This window comes from Microvirga sp. KLBC 81 (genome assembly GCF_003075415.1).
Taxonomy (GTDB): domain Bacteria; phylum Pseudomonadota; class Alphaproteobacteria; order Rhizobiales; family Beijerinckiaceae; genus Microvirga.
This window is the reverse complement of record NZ_QDAH01000080.1, coordinates 1-19,141: the sequence shown is the minus strand read 5'-3', so window position 1 is coordinate 19,141 and position 19,141 is coordinate 1. Positions and strand designations below refer to the sequence as shown.

General features: G+C 61.4%; 13 protein-coding genes, 1 tRNA gene and 1 pseudogene. All 15 read right to left on the bottom strand.

What is annotated here, in order from left to right; genetic code table 11:
• Positions 1-122: 122 nt before the first annotated feature.
• Positions 123-2,198, bottom strand: a complete 2,076-nt coding sequence (gene fusA, locus DC522_RS27415) for an elongation factor G (RefSeq protein ID WP_116531729.1) — start codon at positions 2,196-2,198, stop codon at positions 123-125.
• Between the two features lie 18 nt (positions 2,199-2,216).
• Positions 2,217-2,687, bottom strand: a complete 471-nt coding sequence (rpsG, locus tag DC522_RS27410; protein WP_116531728.1) for a 30S ribosomal protein S7 — start codon at positions 2,685-2,687, stop codon at positions 2,217-2,219.
• A 32-nt stretch (positions 2,688-2,719) separates the two neighbouring features.
• The gene (gene rpsL, locus DC522_RS27405) at positions 2,720-3,091 is read right to left on the bottom strand and encodes a 30S ribosomal protein S12 (RefSeq protein ID WP_019400023.1); all 372 of its coding nucleotides are present in this window, start codon (positions 3,089-3,091) and stop codon (positions 2,720-2,722) included.
• A 527-nt stretch (positions 3,092-3,618) separates the two neighbouring features.
• On the bottom strand, positions 3,619-5,748 hold the full coding sequence (locus DC522_RS37115; protein WP_165820335.1) for a calcium-binding protein: 2,130 nt from the start codon (positions 5,746-5,748) through the stop codon (positions 3,619-3,621).
• A gap of 232 nt (positions 5,749-5,980) precedes the next feature.
• Positions 5,981-10,156 carry a DNA-directed RNA polymerase subunit beta' gene (gene rpoC, locus DC522_RS27395; protein ID WP_116531726.1) on the bottom strand — a complete coding sequence of 1,392 codons (4,176 nt, stop codon included), beginning with the start codon at positions 10,154-10,156 and terminating at the stop codon, positions 5,981-5,983.
• Between the two features lie 111 nt (positions 10,157-10,267).
• A complete protein-coding gene (gene rpoB, locus DC522_RS27390) occupies positions 10,268-14,428 on the bottom strand; it encodes a DNA-directed RNA polymerase subunit beta (protein WP_116531725.1) in 4,161 nt (1,386 codons plus the stop codon).
• Positions 14,429-14,671: 243 nt separating this feature from the next.
• A complete protein-coding gene (gene rplL / locus DC522_RS27385; protein WP_116531724.1) occupies positions 14,672-15,052 on the bottom strand; it encodes a 50S ribosomal protein L7/L12 in 381 nt (126 codons plus the stop codon).
• A 51-nt stretch (positions 15,053-15,103) separates the two neighbouring features.
• Positions 15,104-15,622, bottom strand: a complete 519-nt coding sequence (gene rplJ, locus DC522_RS27380) for a 50S ribosomal protein L10 (RefSeq protein WP_116531723.1) — start codon at positions 15,620-15,622, stop codon at positions 15,104-15,106.
• 512 nt (positions 15,623-16,134) lie between these two features.
• Positions 16,135-16,452, bottom strand: a complete 318-nt coding sequence (locus DC522_RS27375; RefSeq protein WP_116531722.1) for a pentapeptide repeat-containing protein — start codon at positions 16,450-16,452, stop codon at positions 16,135-16,137.
• Positions 16,453-16,725: 273 nt separating this feature from the next.
• Entirely contained in the window at positions 16,726-17,424 is a 699-nt protein-coding gene (gene rplA / locus DC522_RS27370; protein WP_116531721.1) for a 50S ribosomal protein L1, read from the bottom strand.
• Positions 17,425-17,434: 10 nt separating this feature from the next.
• Positions 17,435-17,863: a 50S ribosomal protein L11 gene (gene rplK / locus DC522_RS27365; protein ID WP_047192274.1), complete on the bottom strand. Its 429-nt coding sequence runs from the start codon at positions 17,861-17,863 to the stop codon at positions 17,435-17,437.
• A gap of 172 nt (positions 17,864-18,035) precedes the next feature.
• A complete protein-coding gene (nusG, locus tag DC522_RS27360) occupies positions 18,036-18,569 on the bottom strand; it encodes a transcription termination/antitermination protein NusG (protein ID WP_116531720.1) in 534 nt (177 codons plus the stop codon).
• A gap of 12 nt (positions 18,570-18,581) precedes the next feature.
• Positions 18,582-18,782, bottom strand: a complete 201-nt coding sequence (gene secE / locus DC522_RS27355) for a preprotein translocase subunit SecE (RefSeq protein WP_047192276.1) — start codon at positions 18,780-18,782, stop codon at positions 18,582-18,584.
• Positions 18,783-18,941: 159 nt separating this feature from the next.
• A tRNA-Trp gene (locus DC522_RS27350) sits at positions 18,942-19,018 on the bottom strand.
• Between the two features lie 46 nt (positions 19,019-19,064).
• Positions 19,065-19,141, bottom strand: a pseudogene (locus tag DC522_RS27345) (elongation factor Tu); the annotation flags it as partial.

Below are 19,141 nucleotides of genomic sequence, written 5' to 3'. Positions count from 1 at the left end.
GTCTTGCCATGGTCGACGTGACCAATCGTCCCGATGTTGCAGTGCGGCTTCGTCCGCTCAAACTTTTCCTTCGCCATCGTGGCACCCGTTCCTTTGATATTCCAATATTCGCTTTAGTGGGTTCAGGCGTACTTCGCCTGAACCTCGGCAGCCACGTTCGACGGCACCTGTTCGTAGTGGTCGAACTGCATGGTGTAGTTGGCCCGGCCCTGGCTCATGGAGCGCAGGGTGTTCACGTAGCCGAACATGTTGGCGAGCGGGACCATCGCATTGATGACCACGGCATTGCCGCGCATGTCCTGACCCTGGATCTGGCCACGACGGGAGTTGAGGTCGCCGATGACCGAACCCGTGTAGTCCTCTGGGGTCACAACCTCGACCTTCATCACCGGCTCGAGCAGAACCGAGGAGCCCTTCTGGAGAGCTTCACGGAGAGCCGCGCGAGAGGCGATTTCGAAGGCCAGGGCCGACGAGTCGACTTCGTGGAAGGCGCCGTCGATGAGCTCGACCTTGAGATCGACCACCGGGAAGCCGGCGATGACACCAGCACCCACGACCGACTGCAGGCCCTTTTCGACGCCCGGGATGTATTCCTTCGGAACCGCACCACCGACGATCTTCGACTCGAAGGAGAAGCCAGCACCCGTCTCGTTCGGCTGAACAACCAGCTTCACGCGAGCGAACTGGCCCGTACCGCCGGTCTGCTTCTTGTGGGTGTAGTCCACTTCGGTCTTCTTCGTGATCGTCTCACGATAAGCCACCTGCGGAGCACCGATGTTCGCGTCGACCTTGTAGGTACGACGGAGAATGTCGACCTTGATGTCGAGGTGCAGTTCGCCCATGCCCTTCAGGATCGTCTGGCCAGACTCGGTGTCGGTGGAGACGCGGAAGGACGGGTCCTCAGCAGCGAGCTTGGCGAGAGCCAAACCGAGCTTCTCCTGGTCCGCCTTCGACTTCGGCTCGATGGCGATCTCGATGACGGGCTCGGGGAACTCCATCTTTTCGAGGATCACGGCCTTGTTGGGATCGCAGAGCGTGTCACCGGTGCGGACTTCCTTGAGGCCAGCCAGAGCGACGATGTCGCCGGCATAGGCTTCCTTGATGTCTTCGCGGTTGTTCGCATGCATGAGGAGCATGCGGCCGACGCGCTCCTTCTTGTCGCGGGTCGAGTTCAGGATCGAAGCGCCAGACTCGACCTTGCCGGAGTACACGCGGCAGAAGGTGATCGTGCCCACGAAGGGATCGTCCATGATCTTGAAGGCGAGCATGGAGAACGGCTCTTCGTCGGAAGGCTTACGGACCGTCTCCTCCTCGGTCTTGAAGTCGATTCCCTTGATCTCGCCGCGATCGATGGGAGACGGCAGGAAGTCGACGACAGCGTCGAGGAGCGGCTGAACGCCCTTGTTCTTGAACGCGGAACCGCAGAGCACCGGGTGGAAGGCGCGACGCTGCACGGCGGTGCGGATCAGGCGGCGCAGGGTCGCCTCGTCCGGCTCCTGACCGTCCAGGTAGGCCATCATGGCCTCGTCGTCCATCTCGACCGCAGCCTCGACGAGCTTGCCGCGATATTCCTTGGCCTGATCGAGCAGGTCAGCCGGGATCTCCACCTCGCTGAAGCTCGCACCGAGAGCCTCACCGGACCAGACGATGCCCTTCATCTTGATCAGGTCGATCACGCCCTTGAAGTCGCTCTCAGCACCGATGGGGAGCTGGAGGCAGACAGGCTTGCCGGCCACGCGGTCGATGATGTCGGCCACACACTTGAAGAAGTTCGCGCCGGTCTTGTCCATCTTGTTGACGAACACGATACGCGGAACATCGTACTTGTCGGCCTGGCGCCAAACGGTTTCGGTCTGGGGCTCGACACCCTGGTTGCCGTCGAGCACACAGACAGCACCGTCGAGGACGCGCAGGCTGCGCTCCACCTCGATGGTGAAGTCGACGTGGCCGGGGGTGTCGATGATGTTCAGACGCTTGCCGTTCCAGAAGCAGGTGGTCGCAGCGGACGTGATCGTGATGCCACGCTCCTGCTCCTGCTCCATCCAGTCCATGGTAGCGGCACCCTCGTGCACTTCACCGATCTTGTGGGACTTACCGGTGTAGTACAGGATGCGCTCAGTCGTCGTCGTCTTGCCGGCATCGATGTGAGCCATGATGCCGAAGTTGCGGTAGTCCTCAATCGCGTGCGAGCGGGGCATCGCTTAAGCTCCTTACCGTTACCAGCGGTAGTGCGAGAACGCACGGTTGGCTTCGGCCATACGGTGGGTATCTTCGCGCTTCTTCACGGCATTGCCGCGGTTGTTCGAGGCGTCGAGCAGCTCGGCGGAGAGACGCTCGACCATGGTCTTGTCGTTGCGGCCGCGAGCAGCCTGGATGATCCAGCGGATCGCGAGAGCCTGACGGCGCTCGGCACGAACTTCGACCGGGACCTGGTACGTCGCACCACCAACGCGGCGGGAACGAACCTCGATCGCCGGGGCGACGTTGTCGAGGGCCTGCTTGAAGACCTCAAGCGGGTTGGCCTTGGCACGGTTTTCGACGACGTCGAACGCACCGTAAACGATACGCTCGGCGGCGGACTTCTTGCCGTCGTACATGATGGAGTTCATGAACTTCGTGACGACGACATCACCGAACTTGGGATCCGGGATGATCTCACGCTTTTCGGCGCTATGGCGGCGGGACATGAGCGAGCTCCGACCTAGTTGTTGTTGACGGCTTACTTCGGCCGCTTCGCGCCGTACTTCGAACGACGCTGCTTACGATTTTTCACGCCCTGGGTGTCGAGGACACCGCGGAGAACGTGGTAGCGAACACCCGGAAGGTCCTTCACACGACCGCCGCGGATCATGACCACGGAGTGCTCTTGAAGGTTGTGGCCCTCGCCCGGGATGTAACCGATGACTTCGAAGCCATTGGTCAGGCGAACCTTGGCGACCTTACGGAGAGCCGAGTTCGGCTTCTTCGGGGTCGTGGTGTAAACGCGCGTGCACACGCCGCGCTTCTGCGGGCAGGCCTCAAGCGCGGGAACCTTATTCCGGCTCTTTTGCGCCGTCCGCGGCTTGCGGATCAGCTGAGAGATCGTTGGCATCCTGTGCCCTCTTTCACCAGCCACCGAGGTGGCCTTTGTGTGTCTCAAACGGTTTAACGCCGCACCAACGTTTCTGCGGACCCATCAGGTTGCACAAAACGAAGCCACGCCATTGGCTCGGAAAAGCCCTTGGCGCGGTGCGATTGCAGAGGACCACGATGATCTGGCACCGCGGTCGTGCCCTAAATCTGACATGTGTCAGTCAAGGTTGAGTTCGGCAGCGTTTAGGTGGCATGGGTCGAAACTAGGCGCTTCAACTCGCGGAAACCTACGGCCAGCCGGAAAGTCCGGTCTCTCTAGCGCCCGAGTCGGGGAAAGTCAACAGATTTCCGCTAACCAACCGGAAAGGATCGGACCGAGAGTCGCCCCCTCCCGCCTCAGGCCTAGATTGTACCACCTGCGCCGCTCTTCAAGAGCGGCAAGACCACAGTTTAGGGTTTCTGTGGCCTTCAAGCCTCGGCCTCGCCCTCCCTTACGAGTCCCGTGGCCGTCTGAGTGCGGCCCCTCCACCGGCAGCCTGCTTTCACCTAGACGACATATAGATCAGCATGGGTCAGCGCTGTTCCTTCTTTGAACTTAGCGAAGGCGACTGCCCCTCCCCGCCCAGAACCGTCAGCGTCGTAGTACAGGCAACCAGTGCCTTTATTGTAGATGATATAATCGTTCGCATCCGTGGCCCGCGTGGCTACCTTGAAGAAGGCGCTGCTCAAGGTGCCAGTCTTGAGGAGCTTCCGAAAGATTGCATTTTCCAGCAGGATGGTGTCGTAGCGCGGGTCGAAATCTGTGATCGCGTCAAGGTTATACCGGCCATTCAGCGCCGAATTGAAGATGAATTTGTCGGAGCCTGAACCGCCCGAGAGCGTATCGTTGCCCGCCCCGCCATTGACGGTGTCGTTTCCTGCATTGCCATAGAGCCGATTAGCGGCACCATTGCCAGTAATAGCGTTACTCAGTTTGCTTCCCGTGAGTGTAAGGGCACCTGTGCCGATGGCGAAGAGGCGCTCGACGTAAAGGCCCAAGGAATAGCTTACCGAGGTATAAACCTGATCGGCAGTGCCTCCGGCAGAGGCTTCGCCGATGATGTCATATCTGCTGTCGACGTAATAGGTGTCGTTGCCAGTATCACCGTTCAGGCGATCCGCGCCGCCTCCGCCTTTGAGCGTATCGTTGCCGGCGCCACCATACATGATATCATTGCTTGACCCACCAACGAAGATATCGTTGCCCGACGTGCCGACAATCCGCTCGAGGTTAAGATCAGTCACCCCGATAAAGAAACTCTCCTCGTAGCTGCGTCCGTCGCCGTCCGTAACCTTGATCCTGACGGTATGTGACTTGGCCTGCTCGTAATCGAGCAGCAGACCATTGGCGACTTTGAGCTGGCTTCCTTCGATCTTGAACCGACCGTCCGAGCTATCCCATGTCCCGTCCGCTTTTTGGATCTGGAAGGCAAAACTGCTCCCAATTGGACCTGTCGCAGCTAAATCTCCGACTACCGTATCGGCAAGTGACATCTCTTGGGGAGCAGCCACATTGCTCAGTTCGATGTCTGTCGGACCGCTGGGATTTTCGCCTATGTCCACGATCTGAGCATAGACGCCACCACCGGCATCCTCTGGAACGGTGAGTGAATTTTCCCAGGCGATCAGAAGCTTGCCGCCGGCCAGGAGCGTGATATCGGGCTTTTCGTGCCAAGCCGTCGCGAAGGAAGCGACGAGGAAATCGGTTTCCAGGTAGCGTGTCCCATCCGCATTGAAAACAGCCAAGCGGATCTCGGTCCGTCCCGGATCCGACTCGGTCGGCTCGACGATATGATCATAGGTGACAGCAAACCTGCCGCTGGGGAGCGCCGTGACGACCGGGTAGAGCTGAGTATCGGCCCCACCGGCGACAAGGAACTCTGCGCCGAGCTTGGAGCCATCGGCCCTGAAGACCTGCCCCCTGGTGTCGACCGTGCCGCTGCCGTCGGTTGTCCATGTCACGACGAAGTTGCCATTTGCCAGGGATGTGGCGGATGATGATCCCTTGCGGCCAAGACCTGCGTTGGGAACAAGAAATTCGGCTTTGACCTCTTGTCCATCGGCCGCCAGGATCCGCCCTCGAAGAGTGAAGGCAACCGGGTCGTCAGGGCTGCTACTGTAGTCGTCATAGAAGACAGCATATCCTTGCCCGAAGCGAATGGCATAGGATTCCAGCTGGCTGTCGGTTGTTGTGGTATTGACGCGAACCTGGCTCCCGATGCGTTGGAGATTAGCATCAAAGGCCTGGGCCGTGATGTCGCTGTCCGAAAAATTGCTCCAAGATGTGGAAGAGACGACGAAGCCTCCGTTGGCGAGAGCAGCAATGGATGATTGCGTTGGTGCGCTGACGACCGACGTGGCGACAGAGAATGGATCACCTGCAGGAACGCCGTCCTTATCGTAAACTCTTGCGAGAGTCCCGAAACTGGAGTTTTCAGTCCATGCGACAACAAACCGGCCATCGTTGAGCACAGCAATGCTTGGCCAGCCACGCATCTCCTGAGAAGTCCCGCTGATGACCAATTCGGCACCTTTCTTGGTGCCATCGGCATTGAAGACTTGGCCTCGGATAACCTTGGTGCTTTGACCGATCTGGCTATGGTCCTCCCAAACGGCGACAAAGCCTCCGTCCTTCAAGGACTCGATCTTGACGTGCCCCTGATAACCGGCAGTCAACGTGTTGAGGTGGAGCTGAGCCCCCACCAAGACGGGCACAGTCATGGCACCCCCCGTGTGGTCAGTAACAGGATACCAAATTCCCGTTCAGTGACAAGAACAATGTTGCAATAAACCTTCTCCCGAGACTTTTATCCCAACAAAAAAGGCCGCCCGAAGGCGGCCTTTTCAATCTCAATGAAGCCTTGCCAGGTTACTCGGCTGCCGGGGGCAGCTCGTTGACCTGGGCAGCCGACTCGGAGCGCTTCTGCTGAAGGATCAGCTCGTCGCGGTGGGAGGCCACGGCCTTGATCTGGGCTGTCATGGCACCCGTGCCAGCCGGAATGAGGCTGCCGACGATGACGTTCTCCTTGAGGCCCTCGAGGGTATCGACCTTGCCGTTGACCGCCGCTTCGGTGAGGACGCGGGTGGTCTCCTGGAAGGACGCCGCCGAGATGAAGGAGCGGGTCTGCAGCGAGGCCTTGGTGATACCGAGCAGAACCGGCACGCCTTCGGCGGGCTTCTTCTTCTCGGCCACGAGGCGCTCGTTGGCCTCCTCGAACTCGAGGCGGTCGACCTGCTCGCCGGTGAGGAACTCGCTATCGCCGCCTTCGGTAATCTCAACCTTCTGCAGCATCTGGCGAACGATCACCTCGATGTGCTTGTCGTTGATGAGCACGCCCTGGAGACGATAGACCTCCTGGATCTCATTCACGAGGTAGGCTGCCAGCTCCTCGACGCCCTTGATCGCAAGGATGTCGTGCGGGGCCGGATTGCCGTCCACGATGAAGTCGCCGATCTCGACCACGTCACCGTCCTGCAGGTGGATGTGTTTGCCCTTCGGGATCAGGTACTCCACCGGCTCCGAACCATCGTGCGGGTTCAGCGTCAGGCGACGCTTGCTCTTGTAGTCGCGGCCGAACTGGATCGTGCCGGACTTCTCCGCGATGATGGCCGCATCTTTCGGACGACGAGCCTCGAACAGCTCCGCCACGCGCGGCAGACCGCCCGTGATGTCGCGGGTCTTGGCGCTCTCGGTCGAGACACGCGCCAGAACGTCACCAGCCTTGACCTTCGAGCCGGGATCGACCGCGAGGATCGCGTCCACGGGCAGGAGGTAACGGGCGTCACCGCCGCGGGCGAGCTTGGCAACCTTGCCGCCCTTGCCCTCGATGATCACGGCCGGACGGAGGTCGGCCGTACGGGCCGACCCGCGCCAGTCGATGACCACGCGCTTGGCGATGCCGGTGGACTCGTCCATGGACTCGATCATCGACGCGCCGTCCACGAGATCCTCGTAGCCAACGGTGCCTTCGATCTCGGTCAGGATCGGACGGGAGTAAGGATCCCACTCCGCGATGCGCTGACCGCGCTTGATCGTGTCGCCCTCGTCCACCTTCAGACGCGAGCCGTATTGCAGGCGGTGAACCGCACGCTCGGTGCCGTCCGGACCGGTGATCACAACAGCCACGTTGCGGCCCATGACGACGAGGTCGCCGTCGGAGTTGCGCGCAATGTTCTTGTTGCGGAAGCCGATCATGCCCTCGAAGCTCGACTCGATGAAGGACGAGTCGGCGATCTGAGCCGCGCCACCGATGTGGAAGGTACGCATCGTCAGCTGGGTGCCCGGCTCGCCGATGGACTGAGCAGCGATCACGCCGACAGCCTCGCCGTGGTTGACCGGAGTACCGCGAGCCAGATCGCGACCGTAGCAGGTGGCGCAGACGCCGTTCTTGGACTCGCAGACGAGCACCGAACGGATCTTCACTTCCTGGATGCCGGCAGCGCCAATGGCTTCAAGGTGATGCTCCTCGATCATCGTGCCTTTGGGCACGATCACGGTGCCATCCTGGGCCACCAGATCCTCGGCCGTGGAACGGCCCAGGATACGGGACGCCAGCGACGCGACCACCTGGCCGGCGTCGATGATGGCGCGCATCTTGATGCCCCTCTCGGTACCGCAATCCGTCTCACGGATGACCGCGTCCTGCGCCACGTCCACGAGACGGCGGGTCAGGTAACCCGAGTTCGCAGTCTTGAGCGCGGTGTCAGCCAGACCCTTGCGGGCGCCGTGGGTCGAGTTGAAGTACTCGAGAACGTCCAGGCCTTCCTTGAAGTTCGAGATGATCGGCGTCTCGATGATCTCGCCCGACGGCTTGGCCATGAGGCCACGCATGGCGGCGAGCTGCTTCATCTGAGCCGGCGAACCACGAGCGCCCGAGTGGGACATCATGTAGATCGAGTTGACCGGCTTGTCGCGACCCTGATCGTCCTTCTGGACGGTCGAGATGCGGTTCATCATCTCGGCGGCGAGGCGATCCGAGCACTTCGCCCAGGCGTCGACGACCTTGTTGTACTTCTCACCCTGGGTGATGAGGCCGTCCTGGTACTGCTGCTCGTAGTCCTTCGCGAGGGCACGGGTCTCCTCGACGATCTGCCACTTGTTCTCCGGGATCACCATGTCATCCTTGCCGAACGAGATGCCGGCACGGAACGCATTGTAGAAGCCCAGGCCCATGATGCGATCGCAGAAGATCACCGACTCCTTCTGACCGCAGTGCCGGTACACGGCATCGATCATGTTGGAGATTTCCTTCTTCGTCATGAGCTTGTTCACGACGTCGAAGGACAGAGCCGGATGCTTCGGCAGCAGGCGCGAGAGCATGACGCGACCGGGGGTCGTGTCGACGATCTTGGTGTAGGGCTTGCCGTCCTCACCCACGCCTTCCCAGCGGTAGCGGATCTTGGAGTGGAGCGTGATGACCTTCTCGTTCAGAGCATGCTCGATTTCGCCCATGTCGGCGAAGGCCTTGCCCTGGCCGGGCTGGCCGTCGGAGACGATGGAGAGATAATAGAGGCCCAGAACGATGTCCTGTGACGGCACGATGATCGGCTGACCGTTGGCCGGGTGCAGGATGTTGTTGGTGGACATCATCAGCACGCGGGCTTCGAGCTGAGCCTCGAGCGAGAGCGGCACGTGGACGGCCATCTGGTCGCCGTCGAAGTCCGCGTTGAACGCGGCGCAGACGAGCGGGTGCAGCTGGATCGCCTTGCCCTCGATGAGGGTGGGCTCGAAGGCCTGGATGCCGAGGCGGTGGAGCGTAGGAGCGCGGTTGAGCAGCACCGGATGCTCGCGGATGACCTCGTCCAGGATATCCCAAACCTCGGGCTTCTCCTTCTCGACCAGCTTCTTCGCCTGCTTGACGGTGGCGGACAGGCCGCGCGCGTCGAGCTTGGCGTAGATGAACGGCTTGAAGAGTTCGAGAGCCATCTTCTTCGGCAGGCCGCATTGATGCAGCTTGAGCTCCGGACCCACCACGATGACCGAACGGCCCGAGTAGTCGACGCGCTTGCCGAGCAGGTTCTGGCGGAAGCGACCCTGCTTGCCCTTCAGCATGTCGGCGAGCGACTTCAGCGGACGCTTGTTGGCGCCGGTGATGACGCGGCCGCGGCGGCCGTTGTCGAACAGGGCGTCGACCGCCTCCTGCAGCATGCGCTTCTCGTTGCGGACGATGATGTCCGGAGCGCGCAGCTCCATGAGCCGCTTCAGGCGGTTGTTGCGGTTGATGACACGGCGGTACAGGTCGTTCAGATCGGACGTCGCGAAGCGGCCGCCGTCGAGTGGCACGAGCGGACGCAGATCCGGCGGGATCACCGGAACGACGGTCATGATCATCCACTCGGGCTTGTTGCCCGACTGGATGAACGCCTCGATGATCTTGAGGCGCTTCATGAGCTTCTTCGGCTTCAGCTCCGAAGTGGTGACCGCGATTTCCTCACGGATGTCCTGGGCCGTCTTCTCAAGGTCGAGCTCCTGCAGGATGCGACGGATGGCTTCCGCGCCGATCATGGCGGTGAAGCTGTCCTCGCCGTACTCGTCCTGGGCGCGGATGTACTCTTCCTCGGTCAGCAACTGACGGTCCTTGAGGGGCGTCAGGCCGGCATCGACGACGATGTAGGATTCGAAATAGAGGATGCGCTCCAGATCCTTCAGGGTCATGTCGAGCAGCAGACCAATGCGGCTCGGCAGGGACTTGAGGAACCAGATGTGAGCGACCGGAGCCGCCAGCTCGATGTGACCCATGCGGTCGCGACGGACGCGAGCGAGCGTGACTTCGACGCCGCACTTCTCGCAGATCACGCCCTTGTACTTCATGCGCTTGTACTTGCCGCACAAGCACTCGTAATCCTTGATCGGGCCGAAGATGCGCGCGCAGAACAAGCCGTCGCGCTCGGGCTTGAACGTGCGGTAGTTGATGGTCTCGGGCTTTTTGATTTCGCCGTAGGACCAGGACAGAATCTTCTCAGGGCTTGCGATCGAGATTTTGATCTGATCGAAGCTCTGCGGCTGAGCCGTCTGGTTGAAGAGATTCATGACCTCTTGATTCATCGCCGTCTCCTGGGCTGAAGGGCGCTCACATAAGCACCCTCACCGGCAATTGCATGGGGCCGCGGCTCGAATGTCGCGGCCTAACCTCGAATTCAAAAGCGCTTTCGCACCTTACTCGGCGGCCTCGGACGGAGGCAGTTGCTCCGCCTCGTTGGCAGCCTTCTTGGAATTGGTCAGTTCGACGTTCAGGCCGAGCGAACGCATTTCCTTCACGAGAACGTTGAAGCTCTCCGGAATGCCCGACTCGAAGGTGTCGTCGCCACGAACGATGGCTTCGTAGACCTTGGTACGGCCGGCCACGTCATCGGACTTGACCGTGAGCATTTCCTGAAGGGTGTAGGCGGCACCGTAAGCCTCGAGCGCCCAGACCTCCATTTCGCCGAAGCGCTGGCCACCGAACTGGGCCTTGCCGCCCAGCGGCTGCTGGGTAACGAGGCTGTAGGGACCGATGGAGCGGGCGTGGATCTTGTCGTCCACGAGGTGGTGGAGCTTCAGCATGTAGATGTAGCCCACCGTGACCTTGCGATCGAAAGGCTCGCCGGTCTTGCCGTCATACAGCGTGACCTGACCCGACGGGTCGAGGCCAGCCTTCTGGAGCATGGCTTCGATGTCCGCCTCCTTCGCACCGTCGAAGACGGGCGTGGCGAAGGGAACACCGCGACGCAGCTTGTTGCCGAGTTCCACCAGCTCCTCGTCGGATGCCTGCTCGATCTCCGGCAGGTTGCCGTAGATCGACACGAGTTCATCGCGCAGGCCCTTGGACTTGCCGGACCTCATGTAGGCATCGACAGCCTGAGCGACCTGCTTGCCGAGACCGGCAGCAGCCCAGCCGAGATGCGTCTCGAGGATCTGCCCCACGTTCATGCGGCTCGGCACGCCGAGCGGGTTGAGCACGATATCCGCATGGGTGCCGTCCTCGAGGAACGGCATGTCCTCGATCGGAACGATGCGCGACACGACACCCTTGTTGCCGTGACGGCCGGCCATCTTGTCGCCGGGCTGGATCTTGCGCTTCACGGCCACGAAGACCTTGACCATCTTCATGACGCCGGGCGGAAGCTCGTCGCCGCGCTGCAGCTTCTCGACCTTGTCGAGGAAGCGCTGTTCGAGGCGCTTCTTCGACTCGTCGTACTGCTTCTGCATGGCCTCGATCTCGGTCATCAGAGCATCGTCCTCGACCGCGAACTGCCACCACTGCGACCGCGGATACTCGTTGAGGAGCTCGCGGGTGATCGCCGTGTCCTTCTTGTAGCCCTTCGGCCCGGCCACGCCCTTCTTGCCGTTCAGGATCTCGGCCAGACGCGCATAGGTGTTGCGGTCCAGGATCGCCTGCTCGTCATCACGGTCCTTGGCGAGACGCTCGATTTCTTCGCGCTCGATAGCCTGGGCACGCTCGTCCTTGTCGACGCCGTGACGGTTGAAGACACGGACTTCGACGATGGTGCCGGTCACGCCCGGGGGCACGCGCAGCGAGGTGTCTCGAACGTCGGAAGCCTTCTCACCGAAGATGGCGCGCAGGAGCTTCTCTTCCGGCGTCATCGGGCTTTCGCCCTTCGGCGTGATCTTGCCGACGAGGATGTCGCCTGCATGGACTTCGGCGCCGATGTACACGATACCGGCTTCGTCGAGGTTCTTCAGCGCCTCTTCCGACACGTTCGGGATGTCGCGCGTGATTTCCTCAGGACCCAGCTTCGTATCGCGGGCCATCACTTCGAACTCCTCGATGTGGATCGAGGTGAACACGTCTTCCTTCACGATGCGCTCGGAGAGGAGGATCGAGTCTTCGAAGTTGTAGCCGTTCCAAGGCATGAACGCGACGAGCACGTTGCGGCCGAGAGCCAGCTCGCCGTACTCCGTCGAAGGGCCGTCGGCGATGATGTCGCCCTTGCGGACCATGTCGCCGGCGCGGACCAGCGGCTTCTGCGTGATGCAGGTCGACTGGTTGGAGCGCTGGAACTTCTGCAGGCGGTAGATATCGACGCCAGGGCGGGTCGGATCCGTGTTTTCCGTCGCGCGGATAACGATACGGGTCGCGTCCACCTGGTCGACGATGCCGGTGCGGCGGGCTGCAATCGCAGCGCCGGAGTCACGGGCCACGACCGCTTCCATGCCGGTGCCGACGAACGGAGCGTCCGCCTGAACCAGAGGCACGGCCTGACGCTGCATGTTCGAGCCCATGAGAGCGCGGTTCGCGTCGTCGTTCTCGAGGAACGGGATGAGCGCGGCAGCGACCGACACGAGCTGCTTCGGCGACACTTCCATCAGGTCCACGCGATCAGGCGCAACCACGATGTTTTCACCAGCGCGGCGGCAGATCACCAGCTCTTCGGTGAGCGTGCCCTTGGCATCCAGCGGCGAGTTCGCCTGGGCGATGTTGTACTTCGCCTCTTCCATGGCGGAGAGGTACACGACCTCGTCCGTGACGCGGCTGTCGCGCACGCGGCGGAACGGCGTCTCGATGAAGCCGTACTTGTTCACGCGAGCGAAGGTGGCCAGCGAGTTGATCAGACCGATGTTCGGGCCTTCCGGCGTCTCGATCGGACAGATACGGCCGTAGTGCGTCGGGTGCACGTCGCGCACCTCGAAGCCGGCGCGCTCGCGGGTCAGACCGCCCGGGCCAAGAGCCGAGAGACGACGCTTGTGCGTGACCTCGGAGAGCGGGTTGGTCTGGTCCATGAACTGCGAGAGCTGCGAGGAGCCGAAGAACTCGCGCACGGCAGCAGCGGCAGGCTTCGCGTTGATCAGGTCCTGCGGCATGACGGTGTCGATATCGACAGACGACATGCGCTCCTTGATCGCGCGCTCCATGCGCAGCAGGCCGAGACGGTACTGATTCTCCATGAGCTCGCCGACCGAACGCACACGGCGGTTGCCGAGGTGGTCGATGTCATCGATCTCGCCCTTGCCGTCGCGCAGGTCCACGAGCGCCTTCGTCACCGCGAGAATGTCCTCGCGACGCAGCGTGCGCACGGTGTCCTCGGCATCGAGGTCGAGGCGCATATTCATCTTCACGCGGCCGACCGCCGAGAGGTCATAGCGCTCGGCGTCGAAGAACAGCGAGTTGAACATGGCTTCTGCCGTCTCGAGGATCGGCGGCTCGCCAGGACGCATGACGCGGTAAATGTCGAACAGAGCGTCCTCGCGGGAGGAAGCCTTGTCGATGGCCAGCGTGTTGCGGACGTAAGGACCAACGGTGACGTGGTCGATATCGAGAACCGGGATCTCGGTGTAGCCCAGGCTGATCAGGTCGACCAGGTTGCCCTTGCGATCGCCGGTCTTGGCGTCAACCGTCATCTCGATCTCGTCGCCGGCCTCGGCGTAGATCTCACCCGTCTGCGGATTGACGAGATCCTCGGCGATGTACTGGCCGACGAGATCCTCGTCCGTCACGCGCAAGGCCTTGAGGCCCTTCTCGGCGAGCTGGCGGGCAGCGCGAGCGGTCAGCTTCTTGCCGGCCTCGAGCACGACTTCGCCAGTCTTCGCGTCGATGAGGTCGACGGAAGCCTTGAAGCCCTTCATGCGCTCCGCGTCGTAAGGGATGGTCCAGCCATCCTTCGTCTTGGTGTAGACGATACGGTTGTAGAAGGTGTTGAGGATCTCCTCGCCGTCAAGGCCTAGAGCGTAGAGCAGCGACGTGACCGGAATCTTACGCTTACGGTCGATACGGGCATACACGATGTCCTTGGCGTCGAACTCGATGTCGAGCCAGGAACCGCGATACGGGATGATGCGGGCCGCGAACAGCAGCTTGCCGGAGGAGTGCGTCTTGCCCTTGTCATGGTCGAAGAACACGCCCGGCGAACGGTGCATCTGCGAGACGATGACGCGCTCGGTGCCGTTAACGATGAAGGTACCGTTGTCCGTCATGAGCGGCATGTCGCCCATGTAGACGTCCTGCTCCTTGATGTCCTTTACGGAGCGGGCGCCGGTATCCGGGTCCACATCGAACACGATGAGACGCAGCGTCACCTTCAGCGGAGCGGCAAAGGTCATGCCGCGCTGACGGCACTCGTCAACGTCGTATTTCGGGGACTCGAACGTGTATTTCACGAATTCGAGCAGAGCAGTGTTCGAAAAGTCCGAAATCGGAAAAACCGATTTGAAGACGGCTTGCAAGCCGTCTTCCGGCCGGCCGCCCTTTGGCTCTTCGACCATCAGGAACTGGTCGTAAGATGCCTTCTGAACCTCAATGAGGTTCGGCATCTCCGCCACTTCCTTGATTTTCCCGAAGAACTTGCGAATGCGCTTCCGGCCGATCAGTGTATTGGCCATCTGGACCTCGTTCCTCATACACGCCTAATCGAGAACCCCGGGGATCGGGACCCTGGATTAGCCGCCCGGCGAAAAGCGCCGGTTTTTCCGGACAAATCCGGGCTCGTTGCGAGCCCTTCTCGGTGCCGCCGCAGAAGCCTTGCCTCTTTGACGACACAACGGCCCCAAGCAAAAATGCCTGGGACCGCGTGTTTTTGAGCCCCGATTTCTCGGGGGTAACCCTGCGGCCCGAAGGCCGCAAAATTACTTAAGCTCGACCTTGGCGCCGACCTTCTCGAGGGTCGCCTTGATCTTCTCGGCTTCGTCCTTGGAAGCGCCTTCCTTGACGGGCTTCGGCGCGCCTTCGACGAGGTCCTTAGCTTCCTTGAGGCCGAGGCCCGTGATGCCACGGACTTCCTTGATGACCTCGATCTTCTTGTCGCCGGCAGCGGCGAGAACGACCGTGAACTCGGTCTTCTCTTCAGCCGGAGCAGCAGCGGCACCGCCAGCGCCAGGAGCAGCAGCGACGGCCACGGCAGCGGCAGCGGAAACGCCCCACTTCTCTTCGAGCATCTTCGAGAGCTCGGCGGCCTCGAGAACGGTCAGCGACGACAGATCGTCAACGAGCTTGGCAAGATCAGCCATTTTTGGATCCTTAAGTTCGGTTCGAACGGGTTAGTGATTGAGGTTACGGCCTCACGCCGCTTCGCCTGTCTTGGCATAGGCTCCGAACACACGGGCGAGCTTTGCCGCCGGCGCCGTGCTGAGCTGAGCGATCTTCGTGGCCGGAGCCTGGATGAGGCCGACCAGCTTAGCGCGCAGTTCATCGAGGGACGGAAGGGTGGCAAGCGCCTTCACTCCGTCCACGTTCAGAGCGGTCGTGCCCATCGCGCCACCGAGGATAACGAGCTTGTCGTTACCCTTGGCGAAATCGACAGCGACCTTGGGAGCCGCGACCGGATCGCTCGAGTAAGCGATCAGGGTCGGACCTTTCAGAAGGCCCGAGATGGACGCGACGTCCGTGCCTTCGAGAGCGATCTTGGCGAGGCGGTTCTTCGCGACCTTCACGGTGGCGCCGGCCTGCTTCATCTGCGTGCGCAGCTTCTGCATGTCAGCGACCGTCAGGCCAGCATAGTGGGCCACGACAACGACGCTCGTGTTGCTAAACACGTCGCCGAGTGTCGAGACGAGCTCGCTTTTTGCTGCTCTATCCACTGGGCTCTCTCCGGTTGGCGGAATATGTCCGCCGGTTGCACCTGCCGTTCAAGGCCCAGGCTTGCACCTGAGGCACCGGAACGGCGCTCTCGCAAGCCCTGTCCCCCTGTCACGCCTAGCGGCGCAAAGGGTGAGATGGTTCGAACCGATACTCGCTACCTGCGTTGAACAGGCATGAAACTCGGCTTCCCCGTCTATGCAGGCCCTCACGAATTAAGCCGGACAAGCCGGCGCCTGCAGTCTCGGACAGGACATAGCCGGAACGCGCCAAAGGTTGCCCTTTGACCCGCCGGCCTGTCACCACTCCGTCTCCGGAGTGGATTCGCAGCCAGAAGCACGCGCAAAAGCGCAGCTTCGGCATATGTTGGAAACTCAACGCGTTCTAATAAGCCTTCTTAGACTGATTGCCAAGAGGCTTTTGCGAGACATTTCGCGATTTATTTGCGCAACTTAGTATCGCGCCTTGCCCTTTTAAACCCTTCAGTTAGGCAACGGAATGGGCAAAGCCCACCTCAGGGAACCTCGTTGAAGAGGCAAGCTGTCAGCGTTGCTCCAGTCAGGTCCGCGTCTTCCAAATTGGCCCAACGAAGGTCGGCGCCATGCATATAGGCACCACGCGGGTCGATGCCGCGTAGGTCAGCATAGGCCAGCTTTGCTTCGAAGAGGCTCACGCGTCGCAGATTGGCACCGACAAGGCAGGCATTGGATAGATCCGCATAATCAGGATTGGCTTTGGCGAGCACTGAATCGCCCAGGTCCGCGCCAGCGAGCTTCGCCGAACCGAGATTACTGCCCGACAGGTTCGCTCCGGCAAGCCGCCCCCCGACCAATCGGCGCCCTGGAATTTCGGCTTAGCTCAGTTCGTGTCTTTTCAGGTCGATACCGGTGAGATCCAGATCTGACGCAATCAACTGCTCTCCTCTGAAGCCGATGGACGCCACCCAGAATCTATGCCGTTCGAGTCTTTGGAGGAGAGCGGCGGACCTGTCGGTCATTACTGGAACCTCTCGACCGGAAGCAACAACAGCCCGACGTCTAGTCTCGTGAAACAAAAAGGCCCGGCACTTGAGCACCGGGCCACTTCTTTTAGCGAACCGCTCGCCTTAAGCGCTCAGCACCGAAGCGGGATCGACCTTCACGCCCGGGCCCATCGTCGAGGAAACGGCGATGCGCTGGATGTAGGTGCCCTTCGCGCCCGTGGGCTTCGCCTTGGAGACGGCATCGGCGAAAGCCTTGATGTTCTCCACGAGCTTGCCCTCGTCGAAAGAGGCCTTGCCGATACCGGCGTGGACGATGCCAGCCTTCTCGACGCGGAACTCGACGGCGCCGCCCTTGGCGGCTTCGACGGCACCCTTGACGTCCATTGTCACCGTGCCGACGCGCGGGTTCGGCATCAGGCCACGCGGGCCGAGCACCTTACCGAGACGGCCGACGAGGCCCATCATGTCCGGGGTGGCGATGCAGCGATCGAACTCGATCGTGCCGCCGTTGACGGTCTCGAAGAGTTCCTCGGCACCCACGATGTCGGCACCGGCAGCCTTGGCCTCATCGGCCTTGGCGCCACGGGCGAACACAGCAACGCGCACCGTACGGCCAGAGCCGTTCGGCAGGTTGCAGACGCCACGGACCATCTGGTCGGCGTGACGAGGATCGACGCCCAGGTTCATCGAGATCTCGATAGTCTCGTCGAACTTCGCCTTGGCGCGTTCCTTGATCAGCTTCACCGCATCCTGAAGCGGATACAGCTTGTTGGCATCGATGCCCTCGCGGGCGGCGCGGATGCGCTTACCTTCCTTAGCCATCGTGCCCTCCTTATGCCACTTCCATGCCCATCGAGCGCGCGGAGCCCTCGATCATGGCCATAGCGGATTCAACGGTGTCGCAGTTGAGATCGGCCATCTTCTTCTCGGCGATCTCGCGGATCTGGTCGCGGGTGACACGGCCGACGGTGCCGCCCTTACCGGGAGTCTGCGAACCCTTGTCGATCTTCGCGGCCTTCTTCAGGAAGTACGAGACCGGGGGCTGCTTCATCTCGAAGGTGAAGGAACGATCCTGATAGGCGGTGATGATCACCGGGATCGGAGTGCCCTTCTCCATCTGCGCGGTCTTCGCGTTGAAGGCCTTGCAGAATTCCATGATGTTCAAACCGCGCTGACCCAGCGCAGGTCCGATCGGCGGCGACGGGTTGGCCGCGCCGGCGGGCACTTGCAGCTTAACATAGCCCGAAATTTTCTTTGCCATAGGACTGCTCCCAATGGACCACCCGCCCGGAGCCAACCGAACGAGGCGGTAGTTGCAGATCGCGGTACAGTCCGTTGCTCCCGGCTGGCGACCGGGCAGACCTCCCGCGGATGAATGGCCTCATAGAGAAGCCAGGAAAGCGGCAGGGTTGAAGCCACCGCTTTCAGACGGATCAGATCTTTTCGACCTGGCCGTATTCGAGTTCGACCGGCGTGGCGCGGCCGAAGATGGACACCGCCACCTTGAGGCGGGCCCGGGCGTGGTCGACCTCCTCGACGACGCCGTTGAAGGACGCAAACGGGCCGTCGGAAACGCGCACCTGCTCGCCGACTTCGAAGCTGACGGACGGCTTCGGGTGATCGACCCCCTCGGCCACCTGCCCCTTGATGCGCTCGGCCTCGCGGTCCGGAATCGGAACCGGCTTGGCCTTGTCGGCGCCCAGAAAGCCCGTCACCTTCGGCGTATTCTTGATGAGGTGATAGACTTCGTCGGTCAGGTCGCACTTCACCAGGACATAGCCTGGGAAGAACTTGCGCTCAGTATCGACCTTACGGCCGCGGCGCACCTCGACAACCTTCTCGGTCGGCACCATGACCTCGTCGAACTTGTCCTCCAGGCCGCGCTGCGCTGCCTGGTCCTTGATCGACTGAGCCACTTTGTTTTCAAAATTCGAGTAGGCGTGGACGATATACCAACGCTTCGTCATGCCATCCACCCCTTAACCGCCAAGCCCAAGGATCACCGAGCGAACGCCCCAGCCGATCGCCTGATCGACGACCAGAAAGAATACGCTCGCCACCACGACCATCACGAACACCATGGCGGTGGTGATCATGGTCTCCTTGCGCGTCGGCCAGGTCACCTTCGCGGCTTCCGAGCGGACCTGCTGTATGAAATCGAACGGGTTCGTCTTCGCCATTTCGCTTGCGTCCACAGGCTTATGAGAGGCTGCGAACGTCCCTAAGGGCACGCTTGAGCCCAAATTGAAGGGGCGCGAGGCTGTTCTTAGCCTCGCGCCACCTGTTCAAACCATCTTGGGGACGCCTCTTAATCGAAAACGTCCGCTTTGTCGACCCGCTGGCAGGAGTGGAGGGACTCGAACCCCCAACCCCCGGTTTTGGAGACCGGTGCTCTAGCCGATTGAGCTACACTCCTGCGAGCGGGTCGACAGGTGGCGGATAAACCGCCACCTGATTTCGTCTTAGTCCATCACGGCGGCGACGACGCCGGCGCCGACGGTACGCCCGCCCTCACGGATGGCAAAGCGCAGCTTCTCTT